Origin of the sequence: Streptomyces sp. NPDC015139 (assembly GCF_043079785.1) — a bacterium.
GTDB lineage: Bacteria > Actinomycetota > Actinomycetes > Streptomycetales > Streptomycetaceae > Streptomyces > Streptomyces albidocamelliae.
The window spans coordinates 45,386-69,813 of the sequence record NZ_JBIBUW010000001.1 but is presented as its reverse complement, the minus strand read 5'-3'; the positions used below and the strand labels follow the sequence as shown (position 1 = coordinate 69,813).

Annotated in this window: 26 protein-coding genes; 4 read left to right on the top strand and 22 right to left on the bottom strand. The window is 73.5% G+C overall.

Annotated features, from left to right (window positions below; translation table 11 throughout):
* Positions 1–41 precede the first annotated feature (41 nt).
* Entirely contained in the window at positions 42–1,538 is a 1,497-nt protein-coding gene (locus ACF08B_RS00330; RefSeq protein WP_392315313.1) for a bifunctional phosphatase PAP2/diacylglycerol kinase family protein, read from the top strand.
* Between the two features lie 123 nt (positions 1,539–1,661).
* The gene (locus tag ACF08B_RS00325) at positions 1,662–2,483 is read left to right on the top strand and encodes a class I SAM-dependent methyltransferase (RefSeq protein WP_392315312.1); all 822 of its coding nucleotides are present in this window, start codon (positions 1,662–1,664) and stop codon (positions 2,481–2,483) included.
* A gap of 73 nt (positions 2,484–2,556) precedes the next feature.
* On the opposite strand, the gene ACF08B_RS00320 is transcribed toward ACF08B_RS00325, so the two are convergent.
* From ACF08B_RS00320 to ACF08B_RS00260, 13 genes are all read right to left on the bottom strand, one after another.
* Positions 2,557–2,847 (bottom strand): gas vesicle protein K, encoded by a 291-nt coding sequence (locus ACF08B_RS00320; RefSeq protein ID WP_073891764.1) that lies wholly within the window; start codon positions 2,845–2,847, stop codon positions 2,557–2,559.
* Positions 2,844–3,032: a gas vesicle protein gene (locus ACF08B_RS00315; protein WP_073891766.1), complete on the bottom strand. Its 189-nt coding sequence runs from the start codon at positions 3,030–3,032 to the stop codon at positions 2,844–2,846. Before ACF08B_RS00315 ends, ACF08B_RS00320 begins: the two co-directional genes overlap by 4 nt.
* The gene (locus ACF08B_RS00310; RefSeq protein ID WP_392315311.1) at positions 3,029–3,844 is read right to left on the bottom strand and encodes a GvpL/GvpF family gas vesicle protein; all 816 of its coding nucleotides are present in this window, start codon (positions 3,842–3,844) and stop codon (positions 3,029–3,031) included. The genes ACF08B_RS00315 and ACF08B_RS00310 overlap by 4 nt, the downstream gene beginning before the upstream one ends.
* A complete protein-coding gene (locus tag ACF08B_RS00305; RefSeq protein ID WP_392315310.1) occupies positions 3,841–4,206 on the bottom strand; it encodes a gas vesicle protein in 366 nt (121 codons plus the stop codon). The genes ACF08B_RS00310 and ACF08B_RS00305 overlap by 4 nt, the downstream gene beginning before the upstream one ends.
* Positions 4,203–5,378, bottom strand: a complete 1,176-nt coding sequence (locus ACF08B_RS00300; protein WP_392315309.1) for an SRPBCC family protein — start codon at positions 5,376–5,378, stop codon at positions 4,203–4,205. Before ACF08B_RS00300 ends, ACF08B_RS00305 begins: the two co-directional genes overlap by 4 nt.
* Positions 5,375–6,034: a DNA primase gene (locus ACF08B_RS00295; RefSeq protein WP_392315308.1), complete on the bottom strand. Its 660-nt coding sequence runs from the start codon at positions 6,032–6,034 to the stop codon at positions 5,375–5,377. Before ACF08B_RS00295 ends, ACF08B_RS00300 begins: the two co-directional genes overlap by 4 nt.
* A 1-nt stretch (position 6,035) precedes the next feature.
* Positions 6,036–6,293: a gas vesicle protein GvpG gene (locus ACF08B_RS00290; protein ID WP_392315307.1), complete on the bottom strand. Its 258-nt coding sequence runs from the start codon at positions 6,291–6,293 to the stop codon at positions 6,036–6,038.
* A gap of 29 nt (positions 6,294–6,322) precedes the next feature.
* A complete protein-coding gene (locus ACF08B_RS00285; RefSeq protein ID WP_392315306.1) occupies positions 6,323–7,093 on the bottom strand; it encodes a GvpL/GvpF family gas vesicle protein in 771 nt (256 codons plus the stop codon).
* On the bottom strand, positions 7,090–7,515 hold the full coding sequence (locus ACF08B_RS00280) for a gas vesicle structural protein GvpA (protein WP_392315305.1): 426 nt from the start codon (positions 7,513–7,515) through the stop codon (positions 7,090–7,092). Before ACF08B_RS00280 ends, ACF08B_RS00285 begins: the two co-directional genes overlap by 4 nt.
* A 59-nt stretch (positions 7,516–7,574) precedes the next feature.
* Complete coding sequence (locus ACF08B_RS00275) at positions 7,575–7,994, bottom strand: gas vesicle protein (protein ID WP_392315304.1); 420 nt, start codon at positions 7,992–7,994, stop codon at positions 7,575–7,577.
* 76 nt (positions 7,995–8,070) lie between these two features.
* Entirely contained in the window at positions 8,071–9,033 is a 963-nt protein-coding gene (gene ligD / locus ACF08B_RS00270; protein ID WP_392315303.1) for a non-homologous end-joining DNA ligase, read from the bottom strand.
* Positions 9,030–10,877: a transketolase gene (locus ACF08B_RS00265; protein ID WP_392315302.1), complete on the bottom strand. Its 1,848-nt coding sequence runs from the start codon at positions 10,875–10,877 to the stop codon at positions 9,030–9,032. The genes ligD and ACF08B_RS00265 overlap by 4 nt, the downstream gene beginning before the upstream one ends.
* Positions 10,878–11,145: 268 nt before the next feature.
* Positions 11,146–12,549 carry an NAD(P)/FAD-dependent oxidoreductase gene (locus ACF08B_RS00260; protein ID WP_392315301.1) on the bottom strand — a complete coding sequence of 468 codons (1,404 nt, stop codon included), beginning with the start codon at positions 12,547–12,549 and terminating at the stop codon, positions 11,146–11,148.
* Between the two features lie 223 nt (positions 12,550–12,772).
* Here ACF08B_RS00260 and ACF08B_RS00255 point away from each other — a divergent pair, with 223 nt between their 5' ends.
* Positions 12,773–13,729 (top strand): LLM class F420-dependent oxidoreductase, encoded by a 957-nt coding sequence (locus ACF08B_RS00255; protein WP_392315300.1) that lies wholly within the window; start codon positions 12,773–12,775, stop codon positions 13,727–13,729.
* A 157-nt stretch (positions 13,730–13,886) separates the two neighbouring features.
* On the opposite strand, the gene ACF08B_RS00250 is transcribed toward ACF08B_RS00255, so the two are convergent.
* Positions 13,887–14,336, bottom strand: coding sequence for a phage holin family protein (locus ACF08B_RS00250; protein ID WP_392315299.1), 450 nt, complete (start codon positions 14,334–14,336; stop codon positions 13,887–13,889).
* 81 nt (positions 14,337–14,417) lie between these two features.
* On the opposite strand from ACF08B_RS00250, the gene ACF08B_RS00245 reads away from it, so the two are divergent.
* A complete protein-coding gene (locus ACF08B_RS00245; protein ID WP_093473380.1) occupies positions 14,418–14,765 on the top strand; it encodes a VOC family protein in 348 nt (115 codons plus the stop codon).
* A gap of 5 nt (positions 14,766–14,770) precedes the next feature.
* Here ACF08B_RS00245 and ACF08B_RS00240 read toward each other — a convergent pair whose 3' ends face one another.
* From ACF08B_RS00240 to ACF08B_RS00205, 8 genes are all read right to left on the bottom strand, one after another.
* Entirely contained in the window at positions 14,771–16,732 is a 1,962-nt protein-coding gene (locus ACF08B_RS00240) for a DUF5107 domain-containing protein (protein WP_392315298.1), read from the bottom strand.
* Positions 16,733–16,772: 40 nt separating this feature from the next.
* Positions 16,773–17,672 carry an arginase family protein gene (locus tag ACF08B_RS00235; protein ID WP_392315297.1) on the bottom strand — a complete coding sequence of 300 codons (900 nt, stop codon included), beginning with the start codon at positions 17,670–17,672 and terminating at the stop codon, positions 16,773–16,775.
* An 84-nt stretch (positions 17,673–17,756) separates the two neighbouring features.
* A complete protein-coding gene (locus ACF08B_RS00230; RefSeq protein ID WP_073891800.1) occupies positions 17,757–18,308 on the bottom strand; it encodes a GNAT family N-acetyltransferase in 552 nt (183 codons plus the stop codon).
* Positions 18,309–18,390: 82 nt separating this feature from the next.
* Positions 18,391–19,314, bottom strand: a complete 924-nt coding sequence (locus tag ACF08B_RS00225) for an LD-carboxypeptidase (protein ID WP_392315296.1) — start codon at positions 19,312–19,314, stop codon at positions 18,391–18,393.
* A complete protein-coding gene (locus ACF08B_RS00220) occupies positions 19,311–21,278 on the bottom strand; it encodes a prolyl oligopeptidase family serine peptidase (RefSeq protein ID WP_392315295.1) in 1,968 nt (655 codons plus the stop codon). The genes ACF08B_RS00225 and ACF08B_RS00220 overlap by 4 nt, the downstream gene beginning before the upstream one ends.
* 3 nt (positions 21,279–21,281) lie before the next feature.
* A complete protein-coding gene (locus tag ACF08B_RS00215) occupies positions 21,282–22,586 on the bottom strand; it encodes a M20/M25/M40 family metallo-hydrolase (protein WP_392315294.1) in 1,305 nt (434 codons plus the stop codon).
* A complete protein-coding gene (locus tag ACF08B_RS00210; protein WP_392315293.1) occupies positions 22,579–23,412 on the bottom strand; it encodes a M55 family metallopeptidase in 834 nt (277 codons plus the stop codon). The genes ACF08B_RS00215 and ACF08B_RS00210 overlap by 8 nt, the downstream gene beginning before the upstream one ends.
* Before the next feature lie 209 nt (positions 23,413–23,621).
* Positions 23,622–24,341, bottom strand: coding sequence for a class I SAM-dependent methyltransferase (locus ACF08B_RS00205; RefSeq protein WP_392315292.1), 720 nt, complete (start codon positions 24,339–24,341; stop codon positions 23,622–23,624).
* Between the last annotated feature and the right edge of the window lie 87 nt (positions 24,342–24,428).

Genomic DNA, 24,428 nt, shown 5'->3' with positions numbered 1-24,428 from the left:
CGGGCGCACAAGATACGGGCACTTCAGGGTAACCGGAGCCCATGAGCCCAGACCTGGACCTGACCGCCCTCCCGACCGGCCGCAAGGCGCTGCGCACGTTCCTCGACGTCGACGGCCGTCTGTTCGAGGCGGCCGCCTCCTGGCACTGGCCCGGTGCCGAGCGCGTGCTGCCCCGGCTGAGCCGCAGCGCGAACCACGGGGTCCTGTGGTTCGCCACGGCCGCCGCGATGGCCGCGATCCGGACGCCGCGGGCCCGCCGGGCCGCCGTGCGGGGGCTCGCCTCGCTGAGCGTGGCGTCCCTGACGATCAACACCATCGGCAAGCGTTCGGTGCGCCGGGCGCGGCCGGTGCTGGATCCGGTGCCGCTGGTGCGGCAGCTCAAGCGGCAGCCGATCACCACCTCGTTCCCGTCCGGGCACGCGGCGTCGGCGGCGGCGTTCGCGACCGGGGTCGCGCTGGAGTCGCCGGCGTGGGGCGCGGCGGTGGCGCCGGTGGCGTTCTCGGTGGCGGCCTCCCGCGTCTACACCGGGGTGCACTTCCCGAGCGACGTGCTGGCCGGGGCGGCGCTCGGCGCGGGCGCCGCGTTCCTGGTACGGCGCCTGGTGCCGACCCGGGCGCAGATCCGGCGGCCCGCCCGGCCTCGCGCGCAGGCGCCGGCGCTGCCGGAGGGCGAAGGTCTGGTGATGGTCGCCAACCGGGCCTCGGGCACGGCGGACCGGGTGCGCGCCCTGCACGCGGCGCTGCCGATGGCGGAGACCGTCGAGTGCGCGCCCGAGGAGGTCCGGGACGAGCTGGAGAAGGCGGCGGCCCGGGCGCGGGTGCTCGGGGTGTGCGGCGGCGACGGCACCGTGAACGCGGCCGCCGAGGTGGCACTGCGGCACGGCCTGCCGCTCGCGGTGCTGCCCGGCGGCACCCTCAACCACTTCGCGTACGACCTGCACGTGGAGGACGAGCGCGATCTGGCCCGGGCGATCCGGCACGGCGAGGCGGTCCGGGTGGACGCGGGGCGGTTCGTCACGAGCGACGGCGAGGGGCTGTTCCTCAACACGCTGAGTCTCGGGGTGTACCCGGAGCTGGTGCGCGAACGGGAGCGCTGGTCGCACCGGATCGGCGGCTGGCCGGCCGGGCTGCTGGGGACGCTCAAGGTGCTGCGCGCCGACCGGCATCCGCTGGAGGTGGAGCTGGGCGGCGAACGGCGACCGCTGTGGCTGCTGTTCGTCGGCAACGGCGTCTACCACCGGATGGGGCTCGCGCCCGGCCGCCGCACCGACCTGGCGGACGGCCTGCTCGACGTACGGGTGGTGCACGGCAGCCGCCGGCCCGCGCTGCGGCTGCTCGCGGCGGCCGTGGCGGGCCCGCTGACCCGCTCCCCGGCCCACGCCGCGGTGCAGGTGAACCGGCTGCGGCTGAAGGGGATCGCGCCCGGCACCCCGCTCGCCTACGACGGTGAGGTCGTGCCGGTCTCGGGCGGCGAGGTCACGTTGGAGAACCTGCCCGAGGCGCTGACCGTGTACCGCCCGCTGGAACCCACTGCCTGACGCATCGTCAGTCCAGTATGCAAAATGCCTATCTCATTATTCGGCATGCGAGCGTACCGTGACGCGTACCGTCGGCCCGGTGCCGCAGGGCACCGGGCCGGTACGACGAGAAGGGGTGCAGCCATGCCGAGAGCGCAGGAGACCGCCGTCTACACACACGGGCACCACGAGTCGGTGCTGCGGTCGCACACCTGGCGTACCGCCGCCAACTCCGCCGCCTACCTGCTCGGCTCGCTGAAGCCGCACATGCGGATCCTGGACATCGGCTGCGGCCCGGGGACCATCACCGCGGACCTGGCGGAACTGGTCCCCGAGGGGCATGTCACCGGCGTGGACCACGCGCCGGGCGTCCTGGAGCAGGCCCGGGCCACCGCAGCCGCCCGCGGACTGGACAACACCGACTTCGCGGTCGCCGACGTGCACGCCCTGGACTTCCCCGACGACACCTTCTGCGTCGTCCACGCCCACCAGGTGCTCCAGCACGTCGGTGACCCGGTGCAGGCACTGCGCGAGATGCGCCGCGTCACCAGGCCGGGCGGCTACATCGCGGTACGCGACGCGGACTACGCGGCGATGACCTGGTACCCGGCGCTGCCCGGCCTGGACGCGTGGCTGGACCTGTACCAGCGGGTGGCACGGGCCAACGGCGGGGAGCCCGACGCCGGGCACCGGCTGAAGGCCTGGGCGCTGGCCGCCGGGCTCCGGGACATCACCGCCACCTCCGGCACCTGGACGTTCGCCACGCCCGGGGAGCGGGCGTGGTGGAGCGGGCTGTGGGCGGACCGCACCCTCGCCTCCGCCTACGCCGACCGGGCCACCGGGGGCGGCCACGCGACCGCCGAGGAGCTGCGGGCGGTGTCGGAGGCCTGGCGGGAGTGGGGCGGCCGGGAGGACGGCTGGTTCACGGTCCTGCACGGGGAGATCCTGTGCCGTAAGGAGGCCTGACCGGGCCGGCCCGGGCGCGGGGAAGCGGTGGACACCCGCGGGGCAGCCGGGGGCGTTCGCGGAAAAGTCCGGGTCACTCGCGGGGAAGCAGGGGGCCGAGCGGTCCGAGGTCCAGATTCAGGTCCTCCGGCCGCAGGCCGTACCGGTCCCGCAGCTCGGCCATCCGGTCCTCCAGCAGCATCAGGGTGAGCCCGATGCGCTCCTCCTGCTCCTCGGTCAGCTCTCCGGTGTCGAAGCGGCGCACCGCCTGCCGTTCCATCAGCTGGCGCAGCAGCTCCACCACGGTGAGGACGAGTTTCACCAGGTCGCGCTCGACCGTGTCGGGTTCGAGGTCGAGCCGGGCCCGGCTCTTGCCGGCGGTCATGCGAGCTCCTCGAAGGGCGAGGGGACGTTCTCGTTCACCGAGCTGATCAGGGCGTTCAGGTCGATGCGCACCAGGTCGACGTCCGCGATGCGCAGGGTGAGGTCGCCGGTGATGACGACCCCGCCGGCCAGCAGCCGGTCGAGGAGGTCCACGAGGGCGATCTCACGTCGTTCGACGACGGTCACGACGCATCCCCCGCCGACTCCGCGGCCTTCCCCGCCGTCTCCCCGCCCGTCTCGCCGGCGCCCTCCCCGGAGAACGAGTAGGCGGCCCACGGGCCGGTGAGTTCCACCCTGATCCCGGGGGCCTCGTCCTTCGTACGGTCGACCATCTCCACGAATTCCTCGGAATGCGCCCTCGGCACCAGGTAGGCGGCGTTGAGCACGTTCCGCCCGGGTGCCGTGGACAGCGCGGCGTTCTGCGGGGCGTGCAGCCGGAAGTCCTCGGCGTGAGCGCGCAGCCTGTCGTGCAGGGAGTGGGCGAAGGCCTCGGCCCGCTGCCACTTCTCCTCGTGCGCGTGGCTGCTCGCGCGGCGCCGGCGCAGATAGTCCCGCCCGCTCGCGGGTTTCTCCGGCGCGGCGGGCTCGGGTTCGGCCGGCTCGGGCTCCAGGTACACCTTCACGCCCCACTCGACCCGGCCGGCCAGCCGGTCGAGGATGCGCCGGAAGTCGTCCTCGCGGGCCTCGATCATCGTCCGGAGACCGCTGTCGTCCCTGAAGACGGTCGCGAGCCGCATCGGCAGCGGCGTGGTGACCGTGGTGAGCGCGTCGATCACCCCCTGATGGGCGCGGGCGGTCGCGGCCAGCCAGTCCAGGTCCTCCAGGTGGGCCTTGAGGGCCTCCTCGGAGAAGTCGGCCTCCGAGACGGTGCTGACGACCGCCACCAGGCCGTGGTGGTGCACCACCGCGGGCGGGGCGCCCCCGATGCCGGTGAGCTGGGACTGCAGGGGCAGCTCGAAGGGGCGGCAGACGGCGTACACGTACCGCAGTCCGGTCATGGTGCCTCCCTCTTCCGCGTGCGTCCGGCCTTCTGCGAGGAGCCGGGTTCGAGGCTCAGCTCCTCGAGCCGGGCCAGCCGCTCACGCAGCTCGGCGTTCTCCCGCGTCAGCTCGTCCCGGCGGGCCCGGGAGGAGAGCGCCGGATCGGTCTCCCACCAGTCGATCCCCATCTCCTTGGCCTTGTCGACCGAGGCGACGATGAGCCTCAGTTTGACGGTGACCAGCTCGATGTCGAGGAGGTTGATCCGGATGTCACCCGCGATGACGACACCCTTGTCGAGCACGCGCTCCAGGATGTCGGCGAGGTTGGCCCCCGAGCCCTGACCACCGTAGGGCTCGGGGAACCGGCTGGCCGTCGTCATCGACGGCTCCCGCGCTCGGCGTACTCGGGTTCCTCGTCCTCGTACTCCTCGTCCTCGGCCTCGGCCTCGTCCGCGTACTCCTCGGGCTCCTCCTCGCCCTCTTCCTCGCCTTCTTCCCCGCGCTCGTCCTCGTAGGGCTCCTCGCCCTCCTCCGCCTCGTCCTCGTACTCGTCCGCCTCGTCCTCGTAGGGCTCCTCACCCTCTTCCTCGGACTCCTCCGGCTCGGCGGACCCTTCGGGCTCCTCGGGCTCCTCGGCCTCCTCGTCCGCCTTGCCCTGCTGTTCCTGCTCCTCCTCCTCGGCCACGGCGTCCTCGTGGCTCTTGACGACCTCACCGTCGCGGATCTCGCCGCGCCAGCTGTCCTCCGCCTCGCCCTTGATGGTGATGAAACGGGCGAAGTGCTTCAGGTCCAGCCTGGCCCGGCGGCCCTGGGCGCGCCAGATGTTGCCGGTCTTCTCGAAGAGGCCGGTCGGGTAGTACTCGATGACCAGCAGTACCCGGGTGAGGTTCTCCTCCAGTTTGTGGAAGGAGACCACGCCCTTGGTGGTGCCCTTGGCGCCCTCCGACGTCCACTGGATGCGGTAGTCGGGTATCTGCTCGGTCGTCTGCGCCTTCCAGCTGCGGCTGGACCAGAAGATCTTCGCCTGCCAGTCGGAGTGGGTGTCGTCGGCGCGGTTCGCGCTCTTGACGCCCTTGGCGAAGCTGCTGAAGCTCTGGTACTGGGTCCACTGGTCGTAGGCGGTGCGCAGCGGAACGCCGACGTCGACGGACTCCATGATGACGGTGGGCTTCTTGCCCGCACCGCCCTTCTTGCCCTTGCTGCCCCCGAGGCTCTTGACGGCGTCCATCACGTTGTCCTTGACCCGGGAGCCGCCCAGCTCCAGCGCGGAGCGCAGCGGGCCCTTGCCCTCGGCGATCTTGCGTCCGCCTTCGAGCGCGAGTTTGGCGAAGCCGGGGCTCTTGCCGTCGGCTATGTCGTTGAGCTTGAGGGTGGTCTCGCCGAGCTTGCGGCCGAGGCCGACGAGCATCTTCTGGGCCTGCGCCGCCAGGAAGTCCTGGGCCTCCGCCTTCAGCCGGTCGGCGGCCTCGCTGTGCGCGAGGTCCGCGAGCGGACTGGCCTTGCCCGCGGCGCCGCCGGCCTTGGAGGCCGCTGATCCGAGGGTCTCGGTCATCGGTCATCACCGCCCTTCGCCTGCCGGGACGTGGCGCGCCGGGCGGCGCCACCGGCGCCTGCCGTCTTCTTCGCCGCCGTCCTGCGCGCCCCGTCGGCCTTCTTGGCCGCCGTCTTCTTGGCGGGGGCCGCCTTCTTCGCCGGGGCCTTCTTGGCCGCGGCCTTCTTGGCGGGCCGCTTCGCCGCGGGCCTGCCCTCCGACCGCTCGCCGCGCGCCTCGCGCTCTTCGTCGCCGCGCTCTTCGTCGCCGCGCTCGTCGTCCTCGCGCTTGCCGGACTCCTCCGCGGAGTCGTCGTAGGCGTCCTCGTCGTCCTGGTCCTTGTCGGAGCCGGTCGGCGCCACCCCGGAGAGCTGGTCGCGCATCGACGCGGTCCGGCCGTGCAGCCGGTCGGCGAGCGAACTCATCTGCCGCTCGACCATCGCCCCGCCGGCGGCCTTGCCGACACCTCGCATGTCCTGGCGGAGCTGGTCGCCTATCTCCTTGAACTGCGGGTTGTTCTGCAGCTGTTGGTTCACCAGTTCCGCGATCCCCCGCGGACCGAGGTTCAGCTTCTTCCCGGCCACCAGGGAACCCACCGCGAGCGCCATTTTGAGTTTCTTCGTGCGTCCAAGGAAGTATCCGGCCCCTACGGCGAGGCCCAGTGCCGTTCGGTTCATGTCACGTCCCGTTGCCTGTGGTGTTGCCGGAGCGCAGCGCGGTCTCCAGCCGGTCGAGCAGTTCGTCCTCGCGCCGGTCGAACTCCTCCTCGGTGATCTCGCCCGCCTCCAACTGCTCCTCCAGGCGGGCGAGTTCGGCCCGTACGGTGGCGGGGTCGTAGTAGATCCGTTCCGCCTCGCGGAGCACCTGCCTGATGGCCCACGCACTGCCGCGCACGGGCGCGAACGGCAGCAGCAGTACTTCGCCGATCAGTCCCACGGTGTTCTCCTTCCGCTCGGGCCGGTGCGCTACTGCGCGCCGGCGTCCGCGCCGGCCGTGCTGCCGGCGGGCTCGGCGGGGCCGGGCTCGACGAAGCTGTACGGCGGCAGCGGGCCGTTGACCCGCAGGTCCAGGTGGCTGTGGCTGTCGCGGACCTGCTCGACGGCGGCCAGGAAGCGCTCGGCCGTGTCGCGGGCGACCAGGAACGACACGTTGACCAGCCAGCCCGTCGACTCGGGGCCCACGCTGACCGCGGCGGCGGTCGGCGTCAGCGCGCTCTGCACCTCGCTCGCGTCCTGGGCCTCCCGGGCCTTCACGGTGGCCGCGACCATCTCGCCCAGACGGATCTTGTCGTCGTAACTGCCGCCGCCGGACTTGCGGTTGGCCTCGGCGAGGGAACGCACCTCGGCGTGCTCGGCCATCACCAGGTGCAGTACGGCCTCTTCGACGTGCGTGGCCTTGACGTTGTACTCGACCTTGCCGTCGAGCTCGCGCAGCCGCTCCTGGTAGTGCTCCGAGCGCTCGGTGAGCACCTGGGTGACGGAGTCGTCGTCGGCGGCGACGCTCCCGAAGCGCATCGGCAGGATGCAGCCGGCCGCGCCGGTCTCGGCGAGCACATTCTGGTGGGCGAGCAGGTCCCTGCGCTTGGGCCGCAGGTCCTCGGGGGCGTCACTGACCACGGCGGCGAGGGGGCCGGCCGAGAGGACCCGCACCGGGCGGGCCGGCTCGCCCACGCCGGTCATGCCCTCGGGCAGTTCCGGGTGCGAGCTCGCGGTGATCCCGTAGACGTACGTGCTCACTCCTGCTCCTCCTTACGGCGCGCCGGAGCCTTGCGGGCGCGCGGCCGGGACTGGGGCTCCGACTCGCCCTCACGGGCCTGGCTGAAGGCGTTGGATATCGTCTCCGCGGCGCCGGAGAGGGCTCCCTTGGACTTGCCGCGGGCGCCCGACTCGGTGACCTCGCCGACGATCTCGGGCAGGCCGGGGCTCTTGTTGGGCCCGGATTCCAGGTCGAGGCGGTTGCAGGCCTCGGCGAAGCGCAGATAGGTGTCCACGCTGGCCACGACGACCCGGACGTCGATCTTCAGGATCTCGATGCCGACCAGGGAGACACGTACGAACGCATCGATGACGAGCCCCCTGTCCAGGACCAGCTCAAGTACGTCGTAGAGGCCACTGCTGCCGCCTCCGCCTCCGGTCTGCTGTGCCGGAACAACAGTCATGCCGGACATTCCTCCTCGTACGTAGTCGGTTCTTCGCGAGTGGGTCCGTGAGCGGCGGCCTAACGGCCGCGCGCGTCGGCCCTCCCGCGTTCGTAGCGGCGGACGCGCCGGTAGCCGGTGAGCTGGCCCTCCGGGTCGAGTTCGACCTGGTAAGTCGCCAGCAGACTCATGGTGTCGGGCACCCGCTCGAGTTCGAGGACCTCGACCTCCAGCGACCACCCCTCCTCGGTCTGCTCGAACGAGGACACCGACTCCGGTACCAGACCGGTGAGTTCGGCGAGCTGGGCACGCGCCTCGCGCAGCACCTTCATGAGGGGCGGACGCCGGTTGCCGCCCGCCGCGCGCCTGTCCGTGCTGCCCTGCGGCTCTTGCGCTTCCGCCTCTTCCGCCTCTTCCGCCTCTTCCGTCTCTTCCACGTCCCGGGAGTCTTGGGGCTCCCGTGAACCCTGTGATCGGGATGTGCTCTTTGTGTTCGACATGGCCACCTCTCCCTGCGTGTGGCCGCCACATCCATGGCCAAACCTCAAGCGCGGAAGGCATACCGCGGGCGGGCCGTCATGCCTGGTCGGAATGGATGTCCGCGTCACCACGCAGCGTCGCCAAACGGCTTCGCGCGGTGTTCAGGGACCGCCCGCGGACCGGAAGTGCGGCCCAGGGATCCGTACGCGCCTGGTCCACGGCGTCGGCGATCGTCCAGTGGCGGGCGTCGGTGCCCGGTTCGTCCACCTGTTCCCAGGCTAGGGGCACCGCGACGGGCGCGCCCGGCAGGGCGCGCACCGTGTAGGGGGCGACGGCCGTCTGCGCGTAGGCGTTGCGCTGCACGTCCAGGTACAGCCGGCCGCCGCGGTCGCTCTTGCGGGCCGCGGTGGTGAGCCGGTCGGGATGCCGGAACTCGGCGACCCGGGCCACCTCGTGGGCGAACCGCCGGACCTCGTCGAAGTCCTGGCGGCCGTCCAGCGGGGTGACGAGGTGCAGCCCGCGCGAACCGGTGGTCATCGGCGCGGCGGGCAGCCCCAGCTCGTCCAGCAGCTCGCGCAGCCATCCGGCGGCCTGCCGCACCGCCGCGAAGTCGTCACCGGGCGGGTCGAGGTCGAAGACCAGCCGGTCCGGGTGGTCGAGCCCGCCCGCGCGGTCGGTGCGCGAGAGCCAGCGGTGCAGGGTGAGACACGCCTGGTCGGCCAGGAACAGCAGGGTGGCCGTGTCGCCGCAGACGACGTGCGTCACCGTGCCGCCCTCCTTGGCGACCTCGGCCCGCTCGATCCAGTCCGGGTAGTGGTCCGGTGTGTTCTTCTGCATGAACCGGGGCCCGTCGACGCCGTCCGGATGCCTCTCCAGCATCAGCGGACGGCCCCGGACGCGCGGCAGCAGCCAGGGCGCGACGGACCGGTAGTAGTCGGCGAGGTCGCCCTTGGTGTACTCCACGACGCCGGAACCGCCCGGGAAGAGCACCTTGCCGGGCCGCTGGATCCGCACCGCGCGGCGGCCCGCCCGGACGGTCCTGGCGTCGCCGGGGCTCATCGCACGACCGCCTCCTCCACCAGCAGCTTGGCGGCCGCCGCGATACCGGCGGCGTCGATGCCGGCCGCGTGCAACTGCTCGTCCGGTGCGGCCGATCCCGGCATCACGCGCACCGCGAGCCGGACCAGCCGGGGTACGGGCCCGCCGTCGGCGAACGCCTCCGCCACGGCGTCCCCGAGGCCGCCCTCCGGGTGGTGGTCCTCGACGGTGAGCAGGCAGCCGGTCTCCTGCGCCGCCCGGCGCAGGGTCTCCGCGTCCACGGGCTTCACGGAGTACAGGTCGACGACCCGCACCCGGATGCCGTCCTCGGCCAACCGGTCGGCGGCGGCCAGCGCCTCGGGCACGGTGACCCCGGCCGCGACGACGGTCAGCCGGTCGTCCTCCGAGGAGCGCAGCGTCTTGCTGCCGCCGACCGGGAACTCCTCGTCGGGACCGTAGACGACCGGGCTCTTGCCCCGGGAGGTGCGCAGGTAGCGGACGCCGTCGAGGCCGGCCATGGTCCCGACCAGCCTGGCGGTCTGGTTGGCGTCGCACGGGTACAGCACGGTCGAGCCGTACACGGCGCGGAACATCGCCAGGTCCTCCAGGCCCATCTGCGAGGGCCCGTCCTGCCCGATGGAGACACCGGCGTGCGAGCCGACCAGGTTGAGACCGGAGCCGCTGATGGAGGCCATGCGCACGAAATCGTAGGCGCGGCTGAGGAACGCGGCGAACGTGGAGGCGAACGGCACCCAGCCGCGCGTGGCCATGCCGACCGCCGCGGCGACGAGCTGCTGCTCGGCGATGTAGCACTCGAAGAACCGGTCGGGGTGGGCCTTGGCGAACTCCTCGGTCCGGGTGGAGTCGCCGACCTCACCGTCCAGGGCGACGACGTCGCCGCGGGCGCTGCCGAGCGCGGCGAGGGCCGCTCCGAAGGCGTCGCGGGTGGCGACCTCGTCCCCCAGGTCGTAGCGCGGGAGCTGGAGGACCTCGGTGGTGGCCGAGCGCAGCACGGCGGCGGCCGGCGGCTCGCTGACGCGGACGTGCAGGTCGCGCGGTCCGCCGAGTTCGGCGATGGCCTCCTCGGCCTCCGGCAGCGGCTTGCCGTGCAGTCCCTCGCGGTCCTCGACGGCCGCCACGCCCTTGCCCTTGAGGGTGCGGGCGAGGATCACGGTGGGCTGTCCGGTGGTGGACAGCGCCTCTCCGTACGCGCGGTCGATCTTGTCGACGTCGTGCCCGTCGATCTCGACGGTGTGCCAGCCGAAGGCCTGGAAGCGGCGGGCGTAGGCGTCCAGGTCGTGGCCGTGCCGGGTGGGGCCGCGCTGGCCGAGCCGGTTGACGTCGACGATCGCGGTCAGGTTGTCCAGGTTCTCGTGGCCGGCGTGCTCGGCGGCCTCCCACACCGATCCCTCCGCCAGTTCGCTGTCGCCGCACAGCACCCACACCCGGTAGTCGACGCGGTCCAGCCGCTTCCCGGCGAGGGCGATGCCCACTCCGACCGGGAGGCCCTGGCCGAGGGAGCCGGTGGCCGTCTCCACCCACGGCAGGCGCCGGGGGGTGGGGTGACCCTCCAGCCGGCTGCCGAGCTTGCGGAAGGTCATCATCTCGCCGTCCTCGACGGCGCCGGCGGCCTTGTAGGCGGCGTACAGCAGCGGCGAGGCATGGCCCTTGGACAGGACGAAGCGGTCGTTGGCGGGGTGTTCGGGACGCTCGAAGTCGTAGCGCAGATGGTTCGCCATCAGGACCGCCATCAGGTCGGCCGCGGACATCGAGGACGTGGGATGCCCGGACCCCGCGGCGGCGGCCGCCCGTACGCTGTCGACGCGCAACTGCTGTCCCAGTTCGGCGAGTTCGGCGGTGTTCATGTGTCTCCTCGGTCTCCTTGCGCAGAGTCGTCGGGGTGGGGGCGGTCCACCGGGGCAGGGGAATCGGTCCGCCTGACCGGGCCGGGGGCGGGGTGGCCGGGCGCGGTGTGCTCCGGCCGGTTCCCGGCGGGCTCCGCACCCGGCTGGTTCCTCGCCGGTTCACCGCCCGGCTGGTTCCTCGCGGGCTCGCCGCCCGGCTGGTTCCTCGCGGGCTCGCCGCCAGGCTGGTTCTTCGCCGGCTCGGTGCTCCGGCGGTACGGGTGCTTCGTCATGGGGTCGCCTCCTTGCCGTCCGGCCCGGTACCGGACGCCGGCGGCGCCCCGGTGTCCGGGCCCTTCGCGGTCCGCTCCCCCGTGCGGTCCGGTCCGCCCGGTACCCGCGCCAGCTCGGGTGAAGCCGTGTCGAGGGGTACCGACCACGCCCGTACGAGCCCGAGCTGGACGCCCTGGCGCGGCAGTACGGCGTCCAGCAGCCAGTCGGCGGCGACCCGCACGCGGTTGCCGGGCAGCGACGCCAGGTGGTAGCCGCGGGTGACCGCGCCGGCCGCCGCACCGGACAGCGGGACGCCGAAGGGATTGGCGGCGGCCCGGATCCCGCCCAGGTCGACGGCGAAGCCGAGGTCGCGATGGCGGTACGGGCGCCGTCGCCGGCCGAGGCCGAGCGAGGCGGCCACGTTCTCCCCGGCCACCCGGCCCTGCCGCCAGGCGTGCTGGGCCGTCATCGACGTGAACTGCCCGGGCCGTTGCAGATCCGGTACGGCGGCCGCGTCCCCGCAGGCGAACACCTCGGGGCGGCCCGGCACCTGCAGGTACGGGTCCACGATCAGCCGGCCCCGCTGCAGCGGCTGCCCGACGGCCTCCACCAGGGGATCGGGCCGCACGCCCACGCACCACACCAGCGTCCGGGACGGGACGAACTCCCCGTCCGTGAGCAGCACCCCGTCGCGCGTGGCCTCCTTCACCGACGTCCCCATCCGTACGTCCACGCCCCGCGCCCGCAGGACGCGGTCGGCCGTGCGGGACAACCGCTCGTCCATCTCCGGCAGTACCCGGGGCGCCACGTCCAGCAGGATCCAGCGCGGGCGCACACCGGGCGGCAGCGGGCTGCTGCGGGCCAGCCGGTCGGTGAGCATCTTCAGGTGGGCGGCCACCTCGGTGCCGGTGTACCCGGCGCCGACCACGACGAAGGTGCACCGGGCCGCGCTGGTGGCGGGGTCGTCGTCCGCCGCGGCCAGTTCCACCTGCCGGGTCACGTGGTCGCGCAGGTAGAGCGCCTCGGGCAGCCCGCGGAAACCGTGCGCGTGCTCGGCGACCCCGGGGATGGGCAGCAGCTTGTTCACGCTGCCGACGGCCAGCACCAGGCGCTCGTAGCCGAGGGTGCCCGTGCCGCCCTCCGGATCGGTGTAGTGGACGGTCTGCGCGTCGAGGTCGACGCGGCCGGCCTCGCCGAGCACCGTCCGCACCCCGCGCAGGGTGCCGGGCAGCGACACGGTGACCCTGCGGGCCTCCAGGACGCCGGCGGCGACCTGGGGCAGCAGGGGCAGGTACAGGAAGTAGTCGGTCGGGTTCAGCAGGGTGATCTCGGCCCGGTTCCGGGTCAGGCGGGCCAGGGTGCGGGCAGCCCGGTACCCGGCGAATCCGGCGCCGACGATCACGACGCGAGGTCGGCTCACGGTGCGCCTCCGGCAGTGTGGCTCGTCCCAGGTTTTCCGCGTAACCGGGGCCGGGGCACCCAAACGCCGGACGGGTCACCCGTACGCCGGTCGGAGCACCCGAACGCCGTCCCGCGGGGGCTCTCCGCGCCCGGCCGCGGCGGCGTTTCGCCCGGTCGCGCCCGGTTACCCGGCCCGGGACCGTTCGAAGACCCCCTGCCGGCGCTCCCGCGGAGGTGCCCCCATGCCCGAGTACGGCTATTTCCTGGCGAGCGAGGAACACGACCCCGCCGAACTCGTCGAGCAGGCCCGGATGGCCGAACAGGCCGGCTTCCAGGCGCTGTGGATCTCCGATCACTTCCACCCGTGGAACGACGCCCAGGGACAGAGCCCCTTCGTGTGGTCGGTGATCGGCGCGCTGTCCGAGGCGGTGTCCCTGCCCATCGAGACGGCGGTGACCTGCCCGACCGTGCGGATGCACCCGGCGGTGGTGGCGCAGGCCGCGGCGACGAGCGCGGTGATGACCGAGGGCCGGTTCCGGCTCGGCGTCGGCACCGGCGAGGCGCTGAACGAGCACATCCTGGGCGACCGGTGGCCGCCGCTGCACGTACGCCTGGAGATGCTGGAGGAGTCGATCCAGGTGATGCGCCGGCTGTTCACGGGCGAGGAGGTCGACCACCACGGGAAGCACTACACGGTGGAGAACGCCCGCCTCTACACCGTCCCCGACGAACCCGTGCCGATCGACATCTCCGGCTTCGGCCCGAAGGCCACCTCCCTCGCCGCCCGGGTGGGCGACGGCTACATCACGATGATGCCGGAGGAGGAGATGGTCACCAAGTACCGCAAGGGCGGCGGCGGGACCAAGCTGGTCAGCGGCGGCACGAAGGTCTGCTACGGCACGGACCGCGACGACTGCGTCCGTACGGTGCACGGGCTCTGGTACAACGAGCTGCTGCCCGGCGAGATGGGCCAGGTGCTGCCCTCGCCACGGCACTTCGAGCAGCTGCACGAGCTGGTCACCGAGGACATGGTGCGGGAGAACGTGGTGTGCGGGGACGACGCCGAGCAGCACGTGTCGGCGCTGCGGGCGTACGCGGACGCCGGGTTCGACCGGGTGTACGTGAACCAGATCGGGCCGGATCAGCGGGGGTTCTTCGACTTCTACCGCACGAAGGTGCTGCCGCGGCTCGGCGAGTGAGGGGCGGGTCGGTGCCGGTGCGTTCTCGGGTGCGGGTGCGCCGTGGTCGTTCGCGCAGTTCCCCGCGCCCCTGAGGTCGGCCGGCCCGGCCTCGGCCGAAGGGCCCCGGTCACTGCTGGTGGCCGGGGCCCTTCGTTTTCCGGTGCTGTGCTGTTCGTCAGGCCCTGTGGTGGGGGCCGCCGGGGTCCGTGGGGGGCGCGGACGGGGGTTCCGTCGGCATCGGGGGGTAGGGCATGCCGAGGCCGCTGGGCGGGCCGGGCGGCGGGGTGCCTCCGATCACGTGGTGCGGTGCGTGCGGCGTGTGGTGCTGCCCGTGGCCCGGGCGTGCGGCACCGCGCAGCAGGAAGGCCGCCACTCCCATGATCGCCGCGGTGATCAGCGCGGCCGCCCAGCCGGGGAGGCCGATCGCGAGGGCCAGGCCGACGGCCAGGGCCACCGCGGCGCCCGCGTAGAGCGCGGTGGCACCGGAGGCGGCGTAGAGCATGGCGGTGCGGCGTTGCTTGCGGCTCTGCTCGCGCAGTTCGTCGCGTACCGTCTCGCGTGCCACCTGTGCCAGCTCTTCGACAAGGTGCTTGTCCAGATGTTCCAGGTGATCCAAACGGTCCATGTCCTGCGTCTACCCGGTGGGAACGGCAGGTAACGCCCGGCACCCCGCGTCGCGGGCGCCTCCCCAACTAGGCTCGGACGCATGGAGATTCTGGGCGCCTCGCTGCGCATCTGCGTCGACGACATCGATACCGCGATCCCGTTCTACGAGCGTCTGGCAGGCGGCAGAGCGCAGCGCTTCGACCGCGGCGGGGTCCAGGTCGCCGCGGTCGGCTCCTTCCTGCTGATGAGCGGCCCGGAAGCGGAGCTGGAGATCCTGCGCCGGGTGACCGCGACGATCGCCGTCAAGGACGTGGAGGAGGCCCACCGGCTGCTGACCGACCTCGGCGCCCGGGTCCTCGCCGGGCCGGTGCCGACGCCGGCGGGCCGCAACCTCCTCGCGATGCATCCCGACGGATCGGTCTTCGAGTACGTCGACCAGCGGGGCTGACCCGGTCAGACCGGATCCGGCCGCATCCGGAAGTCGTGCCGGGCGGGCAGCGGCTCGTCGCTGAGGCGGGCCCACAGCCGGCCGATCACGTCCGCGCCCTCCCGGAGGTCGGCGACCTCGAAGCCCTCGTCGAAGACGGCCCTGGCCCGCGCGCTGCTGCCCTCGGCCAGCAGCAGTTCGGCGTGGAGCAGCCGGAACCGGCCACGCTGCCGTACGGCGGGCAGCAGCCGGTCCCACACGGCCCGTGCCTGCGCCGTGCGCCGGGCCCTGAGCAGTGCCTCGAGGGTCTCGCGGCCGAGCGCGGCGACGGCGGCCGTCCAGGTCTCGCCGTCGTCGCGGCGTTCGCGGCAGAGGTCGTCGAAGGCGTCCGCGTACCGTTCGGCGGCCCGCTCGTGGTGCCCGGCCTCCTGGTCGGCGACGGCCAGGCAGCGCAGCAGAGGCCAGAGGGAGGGCGCCAGCGGCAGGGCGCGTTCCCAGCTGCGGACCGCCTGGGCGCGGTCGCCGGCGTGCCACTGGGCGACGCCGAGGTGGTACTCCGTGTGCGGGGTCGCCGGGGCCGTTTCCAGCATGTCCCGCCAGTGCGGCGCGACCAGGGTCTCACCGGGCGGCCGCACCCGGCGCGGCTCGGGCAGGGATCCGGTGCGCAGCAGCTCCCGCCAGGGCGCCTGCGCCTCGCCGAGGGAGGACTCGGGGAAGGGTGTGCCCGGCAGCTTCCAGTCGGCGCGCAGTACCTCGAGCGCGCCCCAGCCGGAGCCGACGGCCAGGATCTCCGCCGGTTCGGTGTCGGCGCACGGCTTCCAGACGGCGTACGCCTCCTCGACCCGGGTGCGGGGCAGTGCCGACGCGAGCCGCCGCTCCGCCCCCTGGACGGCCTCGGTCCACTCCCCGCCGGGCGGGGCGTCGAGCGGCCCGTACGCCTCCAGCCAGGACACCTCGCTCTCCGCCTCCAGCCGGACGTGCTCCAGCTGGGTGCGGGCGAGTCCGGCCTGGATCTCGCAGTAGCCGCGGGTGCCGGGCTCGGTCAGCCACTGCTGCCAGCGCCGGCCGCCGGGTCCGCCGCCCCACACGAAGAGCTTGCGGCCGCGCAGCACGTCGGTGGAGGTCTGCACCAGCCCGTGCCCGTCCGCGTCCAGCGCGGCGATCCAGCGGCGGCGGCCGTCCGGCACCTCGTAGAAGTAGTCGGCGGCGTACCGGCTGTTCGGCGGGTAGGTGCGGTCGACACCGTCGTACGACGGGACGGGTACGCGGCGCAGCCGGCGCTCGTAGCCGAAGAACCAGGCCTCCTCGGCGGGGGCGAGGACCCTGACGTCCTCGGGGACGGCGATGTTGGACCACCAGTAGGTGGGCACCGGCCGCTCGTGGGGGTTGCGGATCCGGCCGCCGACGTAGAGGAAGTCGGAGCCCTCCGGCAGCCACAGGTCGACCTGGAAGGGCAGGTCGCGCAGCCGCTCCCACTCCCACAGGCGCAGCATCTCACCGCCGTCGGGGGCGGGGACGCGGGCGGCGTGCAGCGGGGCGCAGGAAAGAGTGGTGTGGCCGGTGGCGCCGATGTTCCATTCGATCCCGCCGGAGTACCAGGCGCCGTTCAGGGCGAAGTTGGCGGGCTGGAACACCGGGTTGCGGTAGAGGAGTTCGCGTCCGGTGGGCAGGTGGAGCAGGGAGGCGATCCGGCCGCCGAGGCCCGGCAGGACGGTGGCGCGCAGCCGGTCGTTCTCGATGACCAGCGCCTCGACCGGCCGGGGTTCGCGGGTTCTGCCGTAGCCGTCGCGGACACGGACCGGCAGCAGGCTGCCCAGCGGTTCGTGGCCGAGCTGGCGGGCCATGTCGCGGGGCATCTCCTCCCGGTCCCGGTCGTCGATGCGGTGGACCTCGTCGAGCGGGCGCAGCGGGGGAAGCGGGTTGTCGGCCCCCAACCGCGCGGCGGGCAGGGTCAGTACCTCACGTCGGATCCTCGTCACGACGACCATGGAACCCGGCGGGGCGGGACTCGGCCAGGGGAGCTGCCGGTCAGGATTGCGCAAAGGCGGCCACGACCAGGTCGGCCAGGAGCGCGCCCGCCGTGCCGTCGGGGTCCAGGTCGGGGTCGTAGATGGTGATGTTGAGGCCCACGCAGCGCGGTGCGGCGAGCAACGGGCGCAGCAACAGCTCCAGTTCGCCGGGCAGCAGGCCGTCCGGGTCGGGACTGTCGACGGCCGGCATCACGGACGGGTCGAGGACGTCGGCGTCGAGGTGGACCCAGAAGCCGTCGAGTCCGGGTGCCCCGAAGGCCTCGACGGCGGCCCGGGCGACCGCGTCGGGGCTCTCGGCGCGGAGGTCGCCGACGGTGGCGACGGGCATCTTCAGCGCGGCGAGTTCGGCCGTGTCGTCGGTGTAGGCGTCACGGATGCCGAAGAACCGTACGTCCTCGTCCCTGAGGTAGGGACCGAGGCCCTCCAGGTCGCTCAGGTCGGCCTGGCCGCGGCCGGTGGCGATGGCGACCTCCTCGCCGCCCGCGGCGCCGATCCGGTCGGAGTTGCCCAAGTGCCGGAAGTCGTGCGAGGCGTCGACGGCGGCGAGCCCGTACCGGCCGATGCGGCGCAGGGCGAGGGAGGCGCCGAGCTGGATCGAGCAGTCGCCGCCGAGGACGACGGGGAACTCCCCCGCGCGCACGTGGTGTTCGATGCGGTCGGCGAGCTTGACGGTGTACGCGGCGAGCGCGGTGGCGTTGAAGACGCCGTCGCCCTCCTGCCAGTCCCCGCGGTCGTAGCGCGGCGGTACGACCACCCCGCCCTCGCGGGCCCCGAGCCGTCGTGGGAGGCGCTGCTCCCTGAGGGCGCCGGCCAGCTTGTAGCAGCCCGGGACGGTGCCGGGAGCGGGTGGGCGCAGGCCCAGGTTGGAGGGGGCGTCGAGCACGACGAGTGTGCGCATGGCGGCCTTCCTGAACGGGCACTTCCTGGCGGGGTGTTCGGTGACCGGTCCTCCCCGGCGGCTCTTGCGTGACCGGTGAGGGGATCAGCCGCCGGGGCGCATCTCGGCGGTGAGGGCCCAGCGTTCGTGGTCGCGCCAGGCACCGTCGATGTAGATCATCCGGGGTGAGAAGCCCTCCAGGCGGAAGCCGGCGCCCCGGGCCAGGGCGATGGAGGCGGTGTTCTCGGGCTGCGCGTTGATCTCGAGACGGTGCAGTCCCAGCGGCCCGAACGCGTACCCGATCACCAGGTCCAGGCCCTCCCGCATCAGCCCCCGTCCGGCGGCGTGGGCGAAGGCGCCGTAGCCGAGGGCGCCGCACTGGAAGCCGCCCCGGACGATGTTGTTGATGTTGATGAACCCGGCGAGGTCGCCGCTGTCCTTCTCGCACACCAGGAACCCGGCCTTGGACGGGTCCTCGATCAGCCGGTCCGCGTAGGCCGCATAGGCCTCGTCGGTGTCCGGCGGGAACAGCCACGGCCGGTGCAGGTCCTTGCTCTCCCGGGCCCGGGCGGTGAACTCGGGTCCGTCCTCGGCGGTGAAGTGGCGGACGGCCACGCGGGGGCCCTCGGCGAGGTGGCGGGGGGTGGAGTGGGGCATCCGGCCAGCCTACGGCGTCGCCGCCCGCGGTGCCCCGGGATTTTCCGGCCCCGGCGCCGCGGGGCGTCGTACGGTCCCGGGCTCAGCGCAGGGCGGGCCGGTCCAGGGTCAGCGTGGCGGCGTCGGCGTCCAGTTCCGCCGTCGCCCCGAAGGGGATCGTCAGGGCACCCGCGCAGTGGCCGAAGCCGAAGTCCTCCACCACCGGCACCCCGAGCGCGCCGAGCCGGTCGGCCAGCAGGGGGCGCACCTCCGTGTGGTCGGCGCAGTTCTCCCAGGAGCCGAGCAGGACCCCGCGGACGCCGTCCAGCCAGCCCGCGCGCAGGAGCTGGGTGAGGTACCGGTCCAGCCGGTACGTCTCCTCGCCCACGTCCTCCAGGCACAGCAGTCCGCCGGCCGCCGAGGCGCGGGCGTGCGGGGTGCCGAGTTCCGCGGCGAGCAGGCACAGGCATCCGCCGAGGGTGACGCCCCGGGCCCGGCCGGGTACCAGGGCCGTGCCGCCGGACGCGATGGTGCGCACGGTCTCCGGGGCGAAGAGCGTGGCCCGCAGGTGCTCCTGGGCCCGGGTGTTCTTGACGAAGTCGACACCGGCCGCCATCGGCCCGTGCAGCGTGGCGAGTCCCAGGCGGGTGGCGAAGGCCTCGTGCAGGACGGTGATGTCGCTGAAGCCGACGAAGACCTTGGGCCCGGCCGCGCGCATCGCCTCCCAGTCGAGCAGGTCGACCATGCGCTGCACCCCGTACCCGCCGCGGGCGCACAGCACCGCGTCCACGGCGGGGTCGCACCACGCGTGCTGGAAGTCGGCGGCCCGGTCGGCGTCCGTGCCCGCCAGGTAGCCGAACTCGCGGTGCCGGTCCAGGACATGGGGTGCGACGACCGGGTCGAGGTCCCAGCCGCGCAGCACGTCGAGCCCGGCCTGGAGCCGCTCCTCGGGCACCGGCCCGCTGGGGGCGACGACGGCCACCCGGGCGCCGGGGGCGAGCCGGGCGGGCCGCAGCAGTTCTCTCACGTGCGCAAGCCCACCTTCGGGACCTCGGGGGTCGGCGTCAGCCCGAACACCTGGGCGTACAGGGACAGTTCCGCCTCCAGGGCGCGGATCATGGTCTCGGCCCGACGGAACCCGTGGCCCTCCCCGGCGAAGGTGAGGTAGGCGTGCGGTACGCCCCGGCCGTCGATGCGGGCGAGGAGGCGTTCGCACTGGGCGGGCGGGCAGATGACGTCGTCGAGGCCCTGGAGCAGCAGGAACGGGACGCCGATCCGGTCGGCGTGCGCGGTCGGCGAGCGTTCGGCGTAGCGGGCCGGCACCTCGGCGAGCGGGCCGATCAGCGACTCCAGGTAGCGGGACTCGAAGTCGTGGGTCTCCCCCGGCCCCCAGGTGGCCAGGTCCAGGACCGGGTAGAGGATGGTGCCGCAGGCGTACAGGTCGGTGGTGGTCAGGGAGGAGGCGGTGGTCCAGCCGCCCGCGCTGCCGCCCCGGATCGCGAGGCGGGCGGGGTCGGCGGTGCCCTCGTCGGCGAGGGCACGGGCGACGGCCGCGCAGTCCTCGACGTCGACCACGCCCCACTGTTCGCGCAGCCGCTCGCGGTAGGCCCGGCCGTAGCCGGTGGAGCCGCCGTAGTTCACCTCGGCGACGCCGATGCCCCGGGAGGTGAAGTAGGCGATCTCCAGGTCCAGTACGAGCGGGACGCGGCTGGTGGGGCCGCCGTGCGCCCAGATGACGTACGGCGGCAGCTCGCCGTCGGGTGCGGTCCGTTCGGGGTGGTGCGGCGGGTAGACGTGGGCATGCACCTCGCGCCCGTCCGGCCCGGTGAAGACCCGGATCTGCGGTTCGGGGTAGTACGCGGGGTCGACGGGGTCCTCGTGCGGGGCGCCGACCGGGCGGGCGCGTCCGCTCCTGGTGTCCAGCTCGATCACCTCGTAGGCGGTACGCGGGCTGGCGCCGACGGCGACGACCCGCTCCCCGTGCGCGGTGAGGCCGGCGGTGAACTCGGTCCAGGGTCCGGCGGCGTCGACGAGTTCGCCGGTCTCGGGGTCGAGTATCCCGAGTATCGTCGCGCCCTTGCCGTGCACGACCGCGATCAGCCCGCTGTCCAGCGGTGCGAACCAGCGCAGGCCGAGCTGCCAGAGCGCGCCGCCGAACTCCTCCTCGCGCGGGCACAGCGCGGTGCCGTCGCGGTAGAGGTTCCACCAGCCGCTGCGGTCGCTCGCGTACAGGAGCCTGCCGTCCGCGTCCCATTCGACCTGGGCGACCGCTTCCCGGGGCCCGCCCGCGACGGTGCGCGCGTCGCGCAGGGTGCCGTCGTCGGCGACCTCCGCGACGAGCAGCTCCGTGCCGTCCCAGGGCATCCGGGGGTGGTCCCAGGTGAGCCAGGCGGCCCGCCGGCCGTCGGGCGACAGCTTGGCCCCGGTGACGAACCGCTGCCGTTCGGGGGTGAGTTCGCGTACGGCGCCACGGTCGTCGGCGGCGGAGCCGTCGAGCGGTACGGCGGCGAGGACGCGCCGCACGTCGTCGGGTCCCTCGCCGGTGAACTCCTCCAGCACGCACCACACTTCGCCGCGTTCGAGGTGGATCTGCGGCTCGACCCAGCGCAGTCCGCCGCCCACCGGGGAGAGGGGGGTCAGCGGGCGCGGCTCGCCGCCCGGCTCGAAGAGGTACAGCCGCTGGTCGGCGAAGTGCGTGAACACGGCGAGCGGCCGGCCGTCGCGCACCGCCCCGGACCAGGGGCGGCCGCCGTACTCGATGACCCGGCTGCGCACGTTCCACGGCGCGGGCAGCACCGGCTCCTCGCCGCCGTCGGCCCGCCGCCGCACCAGTGCCCGGCGGCCGCCCTCGGCGGGCCGGGGTTCGGTCCACCAGATCTCGTCGCCGACGACCCCCACCCAGTCCGGCCGGCCGTCGTGCGCGGCGGCCAGCGCCGCGTCCACGGGCGAAGGCCACGATCCGTACGGTGACTTGAGCACCTCGTCCCCCATCGTCTACGCCGTCCGCAGGAAGCGGTCGAGCACCTGCACACCGAAGTGCAGCGCCGTCACGGGCACCCGTTCGTCGACCCCGTGGAACAGCGCCTGGTAGTCGAGTCCCTCGGGCAGCTTCAGCGGGGCGAAACCGTACCCGGTGATGCCGAGCCGCGAGAACTGCTTGGCGTCCGTACCGCCGGACATGCAGTACGGCACCACGTGCCCCTCGGGCGCGAACTCCTCGACGGCGGCCCGCATCCTCGCGAAGGTCGGCGAGTCCACGGGGGCCTGCAGGGCCACCTCGCGGTGCGCGAACTCCCAGCTCACGTCCGGGCCGACCAGCCGGTCGAGGGTGGCGCGGAACTCGTCCTCGGCGCCCGCCAGATAGCGGCCGTCGACGAAGGCGACCGCCTCGCCCGGGATGACGTTCAGCTTGTAACCGGCTTCCAGCATGGTCGGGTTGGCGCTGTTGCGGACGGTGGCCTCGACCAGCTTCCCGGCCGGGCCGAGCTTCTCCAGCAGCCGGTCCACGTCGGTGAAGTCCGGCTCGATGCCGTACAGCGTGGCCAGTTCGGCGAGCGCGGCGCGCACGGTCGGGGTCAGCCGGAGCGGCCACTCGTGCTCGCCGAGGCGGGTGACGGCGGCGGCGAGCCGGGTGACCGCGTTCTCGTTGTTGACCTTGGAGCCGTGCCCGGCCCGGCCGCGGGCGGTGAGCTTGAGCCAGCCGGTGCCCCGCTCCCCCGCCGCGATGGGGTAGATCTGCCGCCCGGCGCCGTCGTGGAAGGTGAACGCGCCGGACTCGCTGATGCCCTCGGTGCAGCCCTCGAACAGCTCCGGATGCCGGTCGGCGAGAAATCCGGAGCCGTCCTCGGCGCTGGCCTCCTCGTCGGCGGTGAACGCGATGACGAGGTCCCGGCGGGGCCGTACGCCCTGCCGGGCCCAGGACCTCAGGACGGCCAGGATCATCGCGTCCATGTTCTTCATGTCGACGGCGCCCCGGCCCCACACCACCCCGTCGCGGACCTCGCCGGAGAAGGGCGGCACGCTCCAGTCGGCGGCCTCGGCCGGGACGACGTCCAGGTGGCCGTGGACCAGCAGCGCGTCGGCGGACGGGTCGGTGCCGGCGACCCGGGCGACGACATTGGTCCGGCCCGGGGTCCGCTCCAGCATCAGCGGTTCCAGACCGGCCCCGGAAAGCCGCTCGGCCGCGTACTCGGCGGCGGGCCGCTCCCGGCAGTCCCCGCCGCCCCGGTTGGTGGTGTCGATCCTGATCAGGCCTGAGGTGAACTGCACGACCTCGTCCAGGGCCTGCTGGTCAGCCATACTGCTCCTCCACGGCGGCAGAGACGATCGTGGTGACCGCCTTGAACGTCCTGATGCCCTCGTACATCCCGGCGCTGGTGTAGGCCACCTTCCGCTCCCCGGTCCGGGCGACGCCGGGGACGACGGTCGCGGCCATCGCCAGGTGCTCCGCGTCGAACTCCAGGGCGATCGTGTGCGGCCCGGCGTGCACGGGTTCGGCGCGGACCGCCAGCCGTGCGGCCTCCTTGGCGGCGGCCCGGATGTCGGCCGCGGTGCGGGCCGGGGTGCGGCACACGGCCGCGTACCGCGACACATGGTCCTTCACGGCGACCTTCAGCGCTTCGGGCGCGTAGCCGAGCGCGTCCTCGCAGGCCACGTCGTCGCCGGTGACGAGCACGACGGGGACGCCGTACTCGGCGACGACGTGCGCGTTGAGCAGGCCCTCGCTGGCGCGGACGTCGTCCAGCCAGACCCCGGTCAGCTGGTTCGCCAGATAGGTGTGGGCGAGGACGCCGTCCATGCCGGCGCCCGCGTGGTAGCCGACGAAGGCGATGCCGTCCACGTCGCCGTGCTGGACGCCCTCCACCATGGACAGCGACTTGTGCCGCCCCGTGAGCATCTCGACCCGCTCGTCGAGTCGCTCCAGGAGCAGGTTGCGCATGGACCAGTGGGCCTCGTTGACGAGCACCTCGTCGGCGCCGCCGTCGAAGAATCCCTGCGCGGCGGCGTTCACGTCGGAGGTGAACATCGACCGGCACCGCTCCCACTGCGGCGTCCCCGGCAGCACGTCGGCCGGCCAGGTGACGCCCGTGGCCCCCTCCATGTCGGCACTGATGAGGATCTTCATGCTGCGTCACGTTACGCGCCGACGGGCGCCCAGGCTACGACCCCGACCTCGCGAAACGACCGCCGCCGGCCGCTGCCGTGCCGGGCCCGGATTCCGAGGTGCCCGCCGCCGGTGGAGGGGCGGTACGACAGCGAACCGGTGGGGCGGCAGCGGCCGGAGAGGCGCTTTCCCCGGCGCACACCCGGCGCCGGTCCGGGCGTGGGGCCGGGTCAGGCGCCGGCGAGGACGAACCAGTGGGCCGGCAGGTCGATACGGGTGCCGTCCGCCAGGTTCTCGGTCTGCGGCAGGGCGGTCTCGCCCTCGGCGAGGATCTTCAGGCCGGCCTCGGTCAGCAGCCGGGGGATCTCCGCGTCGTCGGCGTCGGCGGGCTTGAGCCCGTGGTGGAAGACGCGCTGGAGCTTGGGACCCGGGCCGCCCGGATCGGACGCGGCGCGCTTGAGCACGTCCCGGGAGCCGGAGGTGAGCTCGACGACGAACGCACGGCCCTCGGCGCCGATGATCTCGGCGACGGCGGCGGCGACCGCGGGGCGCGCGGCCGGTTCGCTCTGGTGGATGACGGCCCGCATGTAGACGTTGCTGTCGCCGAGCCGCTCGTGCAGGGCGCGGACGGCGCCGGTGTCGGTGAGGTCGAGCTGCTGGAACTCGACGGTGCCGGCGCTCTCGGCGCGGCGGGCGTGCTCGACGGCGGCGTGCGAGAGGTCGACGCCCACGGCGCGCGCGAACCGGGTGGCCAGGTAGCGGGTCTGGGTGCCGTTGCCGCAGCCGAGGTCGACGATGGTGCGGGCGGGGTCGGCGTGCGGCAGGAGGAGGGCGCTGTGGGGTTCGGCGCTGAGGGAGGGATCGGCGTCCCAGATCGCCTCGCCCCGGCCCTCGGAGGTCTGGCTCCAGTAACTCTCCCACGCGTTGCGATAGTTGTCCGAGACGTTCATGCCCTCTCCCCACGGTCGGTTCCGTGATCGGGATATCGCGTCGCTGTCCCATCGGGCAAGGGGTGGGGGGCCACGTTCACCGGATGT

Coding starts and splice junctions, on each gene's coding strand:
- ACF08B_RS00230 (WP_073891800.1), bottom strand. CDS start 18,308: ATGCCCCACTCCACCCCCCGCCACCTCGCCGAGGGCCCCCGCGTGGCC.
- ACF08B_RS00275 (WP_392315304.1), bottom strand. CDS start 7,994: ATGTCGAACACAAAGAGCACATCCCGATCACAGGGTTCACGGGAGCCC.
- ACF08B_RS00220 (WP_392315295.1), bottom strand. CDS start 21,278: ATGGGGGACGAGGTGCTCAAGTCACCGTACGGATCGTGGCCTTCGCCC.
- ACF08B_RS00325 (WP_392315312.1), top strand. CDS start 1,662: ATGCCGAGAGCGCAGGAGACCGCCGTCTACACACACGGGCACCACGAG.
- ACF08B_RS00330 (WP_392315313.1), top strand. CDS start 42: ATGAGCCCAGACCTGGACCTGACCGCCCTCCCGACCGGCCGCAAGGCG.
- ACF08B_RS00295 (WP_392315308.1), bottom strand. CDS start 6,034: ATGAACCGAACGGCACTGGGCCTCGCCGTAGGGGCCGGATACTTCCTT.
- ACF08B_RS00320 (WP_073891764.1), bottom strand. CDS start 2,847: ATGACCGCCGGCAAGAGCCGGGCCCGGCTCGACCTCGAACCCGACACG.
- ACF08B_RS00210 (WP_392315293.1), bottom strand. CDS start 23,412: ATGAAGATCCTCATCAGTGCCGACATGGAGGGGGCCACGGGCGTCACC.
- ACF08B_RS00300 (WP_392315309.1), bottom strand. CDS start 5,378: ATGACCGAGACCCTCGGATCAGCGGCCTCCAAGGCCGGCGGCGCCGCG.
- ACF08B_RS00235 (WP_392315297.1), bottom strand. CDS start 17,672: ATGCGCACACTCGTCGTGCTCGACGCCCCCTCCAACCTGGGCCTGCGC.
- ACF08B_RS00255 (WP_392315300.1), top strand. CDS start 12,773: ATGCCCGAGTACGGCTATTTCCTGGCGAGCGAGGAACACGACCCCGCC.
- ACF08B_RS00310 (WP_392315311.1), bottom strand. CDS start 3,844: ATGACCGGACTGCGGTACGTGTACGCCGTCTGCCGCCCCTTCGAGCTG.
- ACF08B_RS00245 (WP_093473380.1), top strand. CDS start 14,418: ATGGAGATTCTGGGCGCCTCGCTGCGCATCTGCGTCGACGACATCGAT.
- ACF08B_RS00250 (WP_392315299.1), bottom strand. CDS start 14,336: ATGGACCGTTTGGATCACCTGGAACATCTGGACAAGCACCTTGTCGAA.
- ACF08B_RS00280 (WP_392315305.1), bottom strand. CDS start 7,515: ATGACTGTTGTTCCGGCACAGCAGACCGGAGGCGGAGGCGGCAGCAGT.
- ACF08B_RS00215 (WP_392315294.1), bottom strand. CDS start 22,586: ATGGCTGACCAGCAGGCCCTGGACGAGGTCGTGCAGTTCACCTCAGGC.
- ACF08B_RS00205 (WP_392315292.1), bottom strand. CDS start 24,341: ATGAACGTCTCGGACAACTATCGCAACGCGTGGGAGAGTTACTGGAGC.
- ACF08B_RS00240 (WP_392315298.1), bottom strand. CDS start 16,732: ATGGTCGTCGTGACGAGGATCCGACGTGAGGTACTGACCCTGCCCGCC.
- ACF08B_RS00265 (WP_392315302.1), bottom strand. CDS start 10,877: ATGAACACCGCCGAACTCGCCGAACTGGGACAGCAGTTGCGCGTCGAC.
- ACF08B_RS00305 (WP_392315310.1), bottom strand. CDS start 4,206: ATGACGACGGCCAGCCGGTTCCCCGAGCCCTACGGTGGTCAGGGCTCG.
- ligD (WP_392315303.1), bottom strand. CDS start 9,033: ATGAGCCCCGGCGACGCCAGGACCGTCCGGGCGGGCCGCCGCGCGGTG.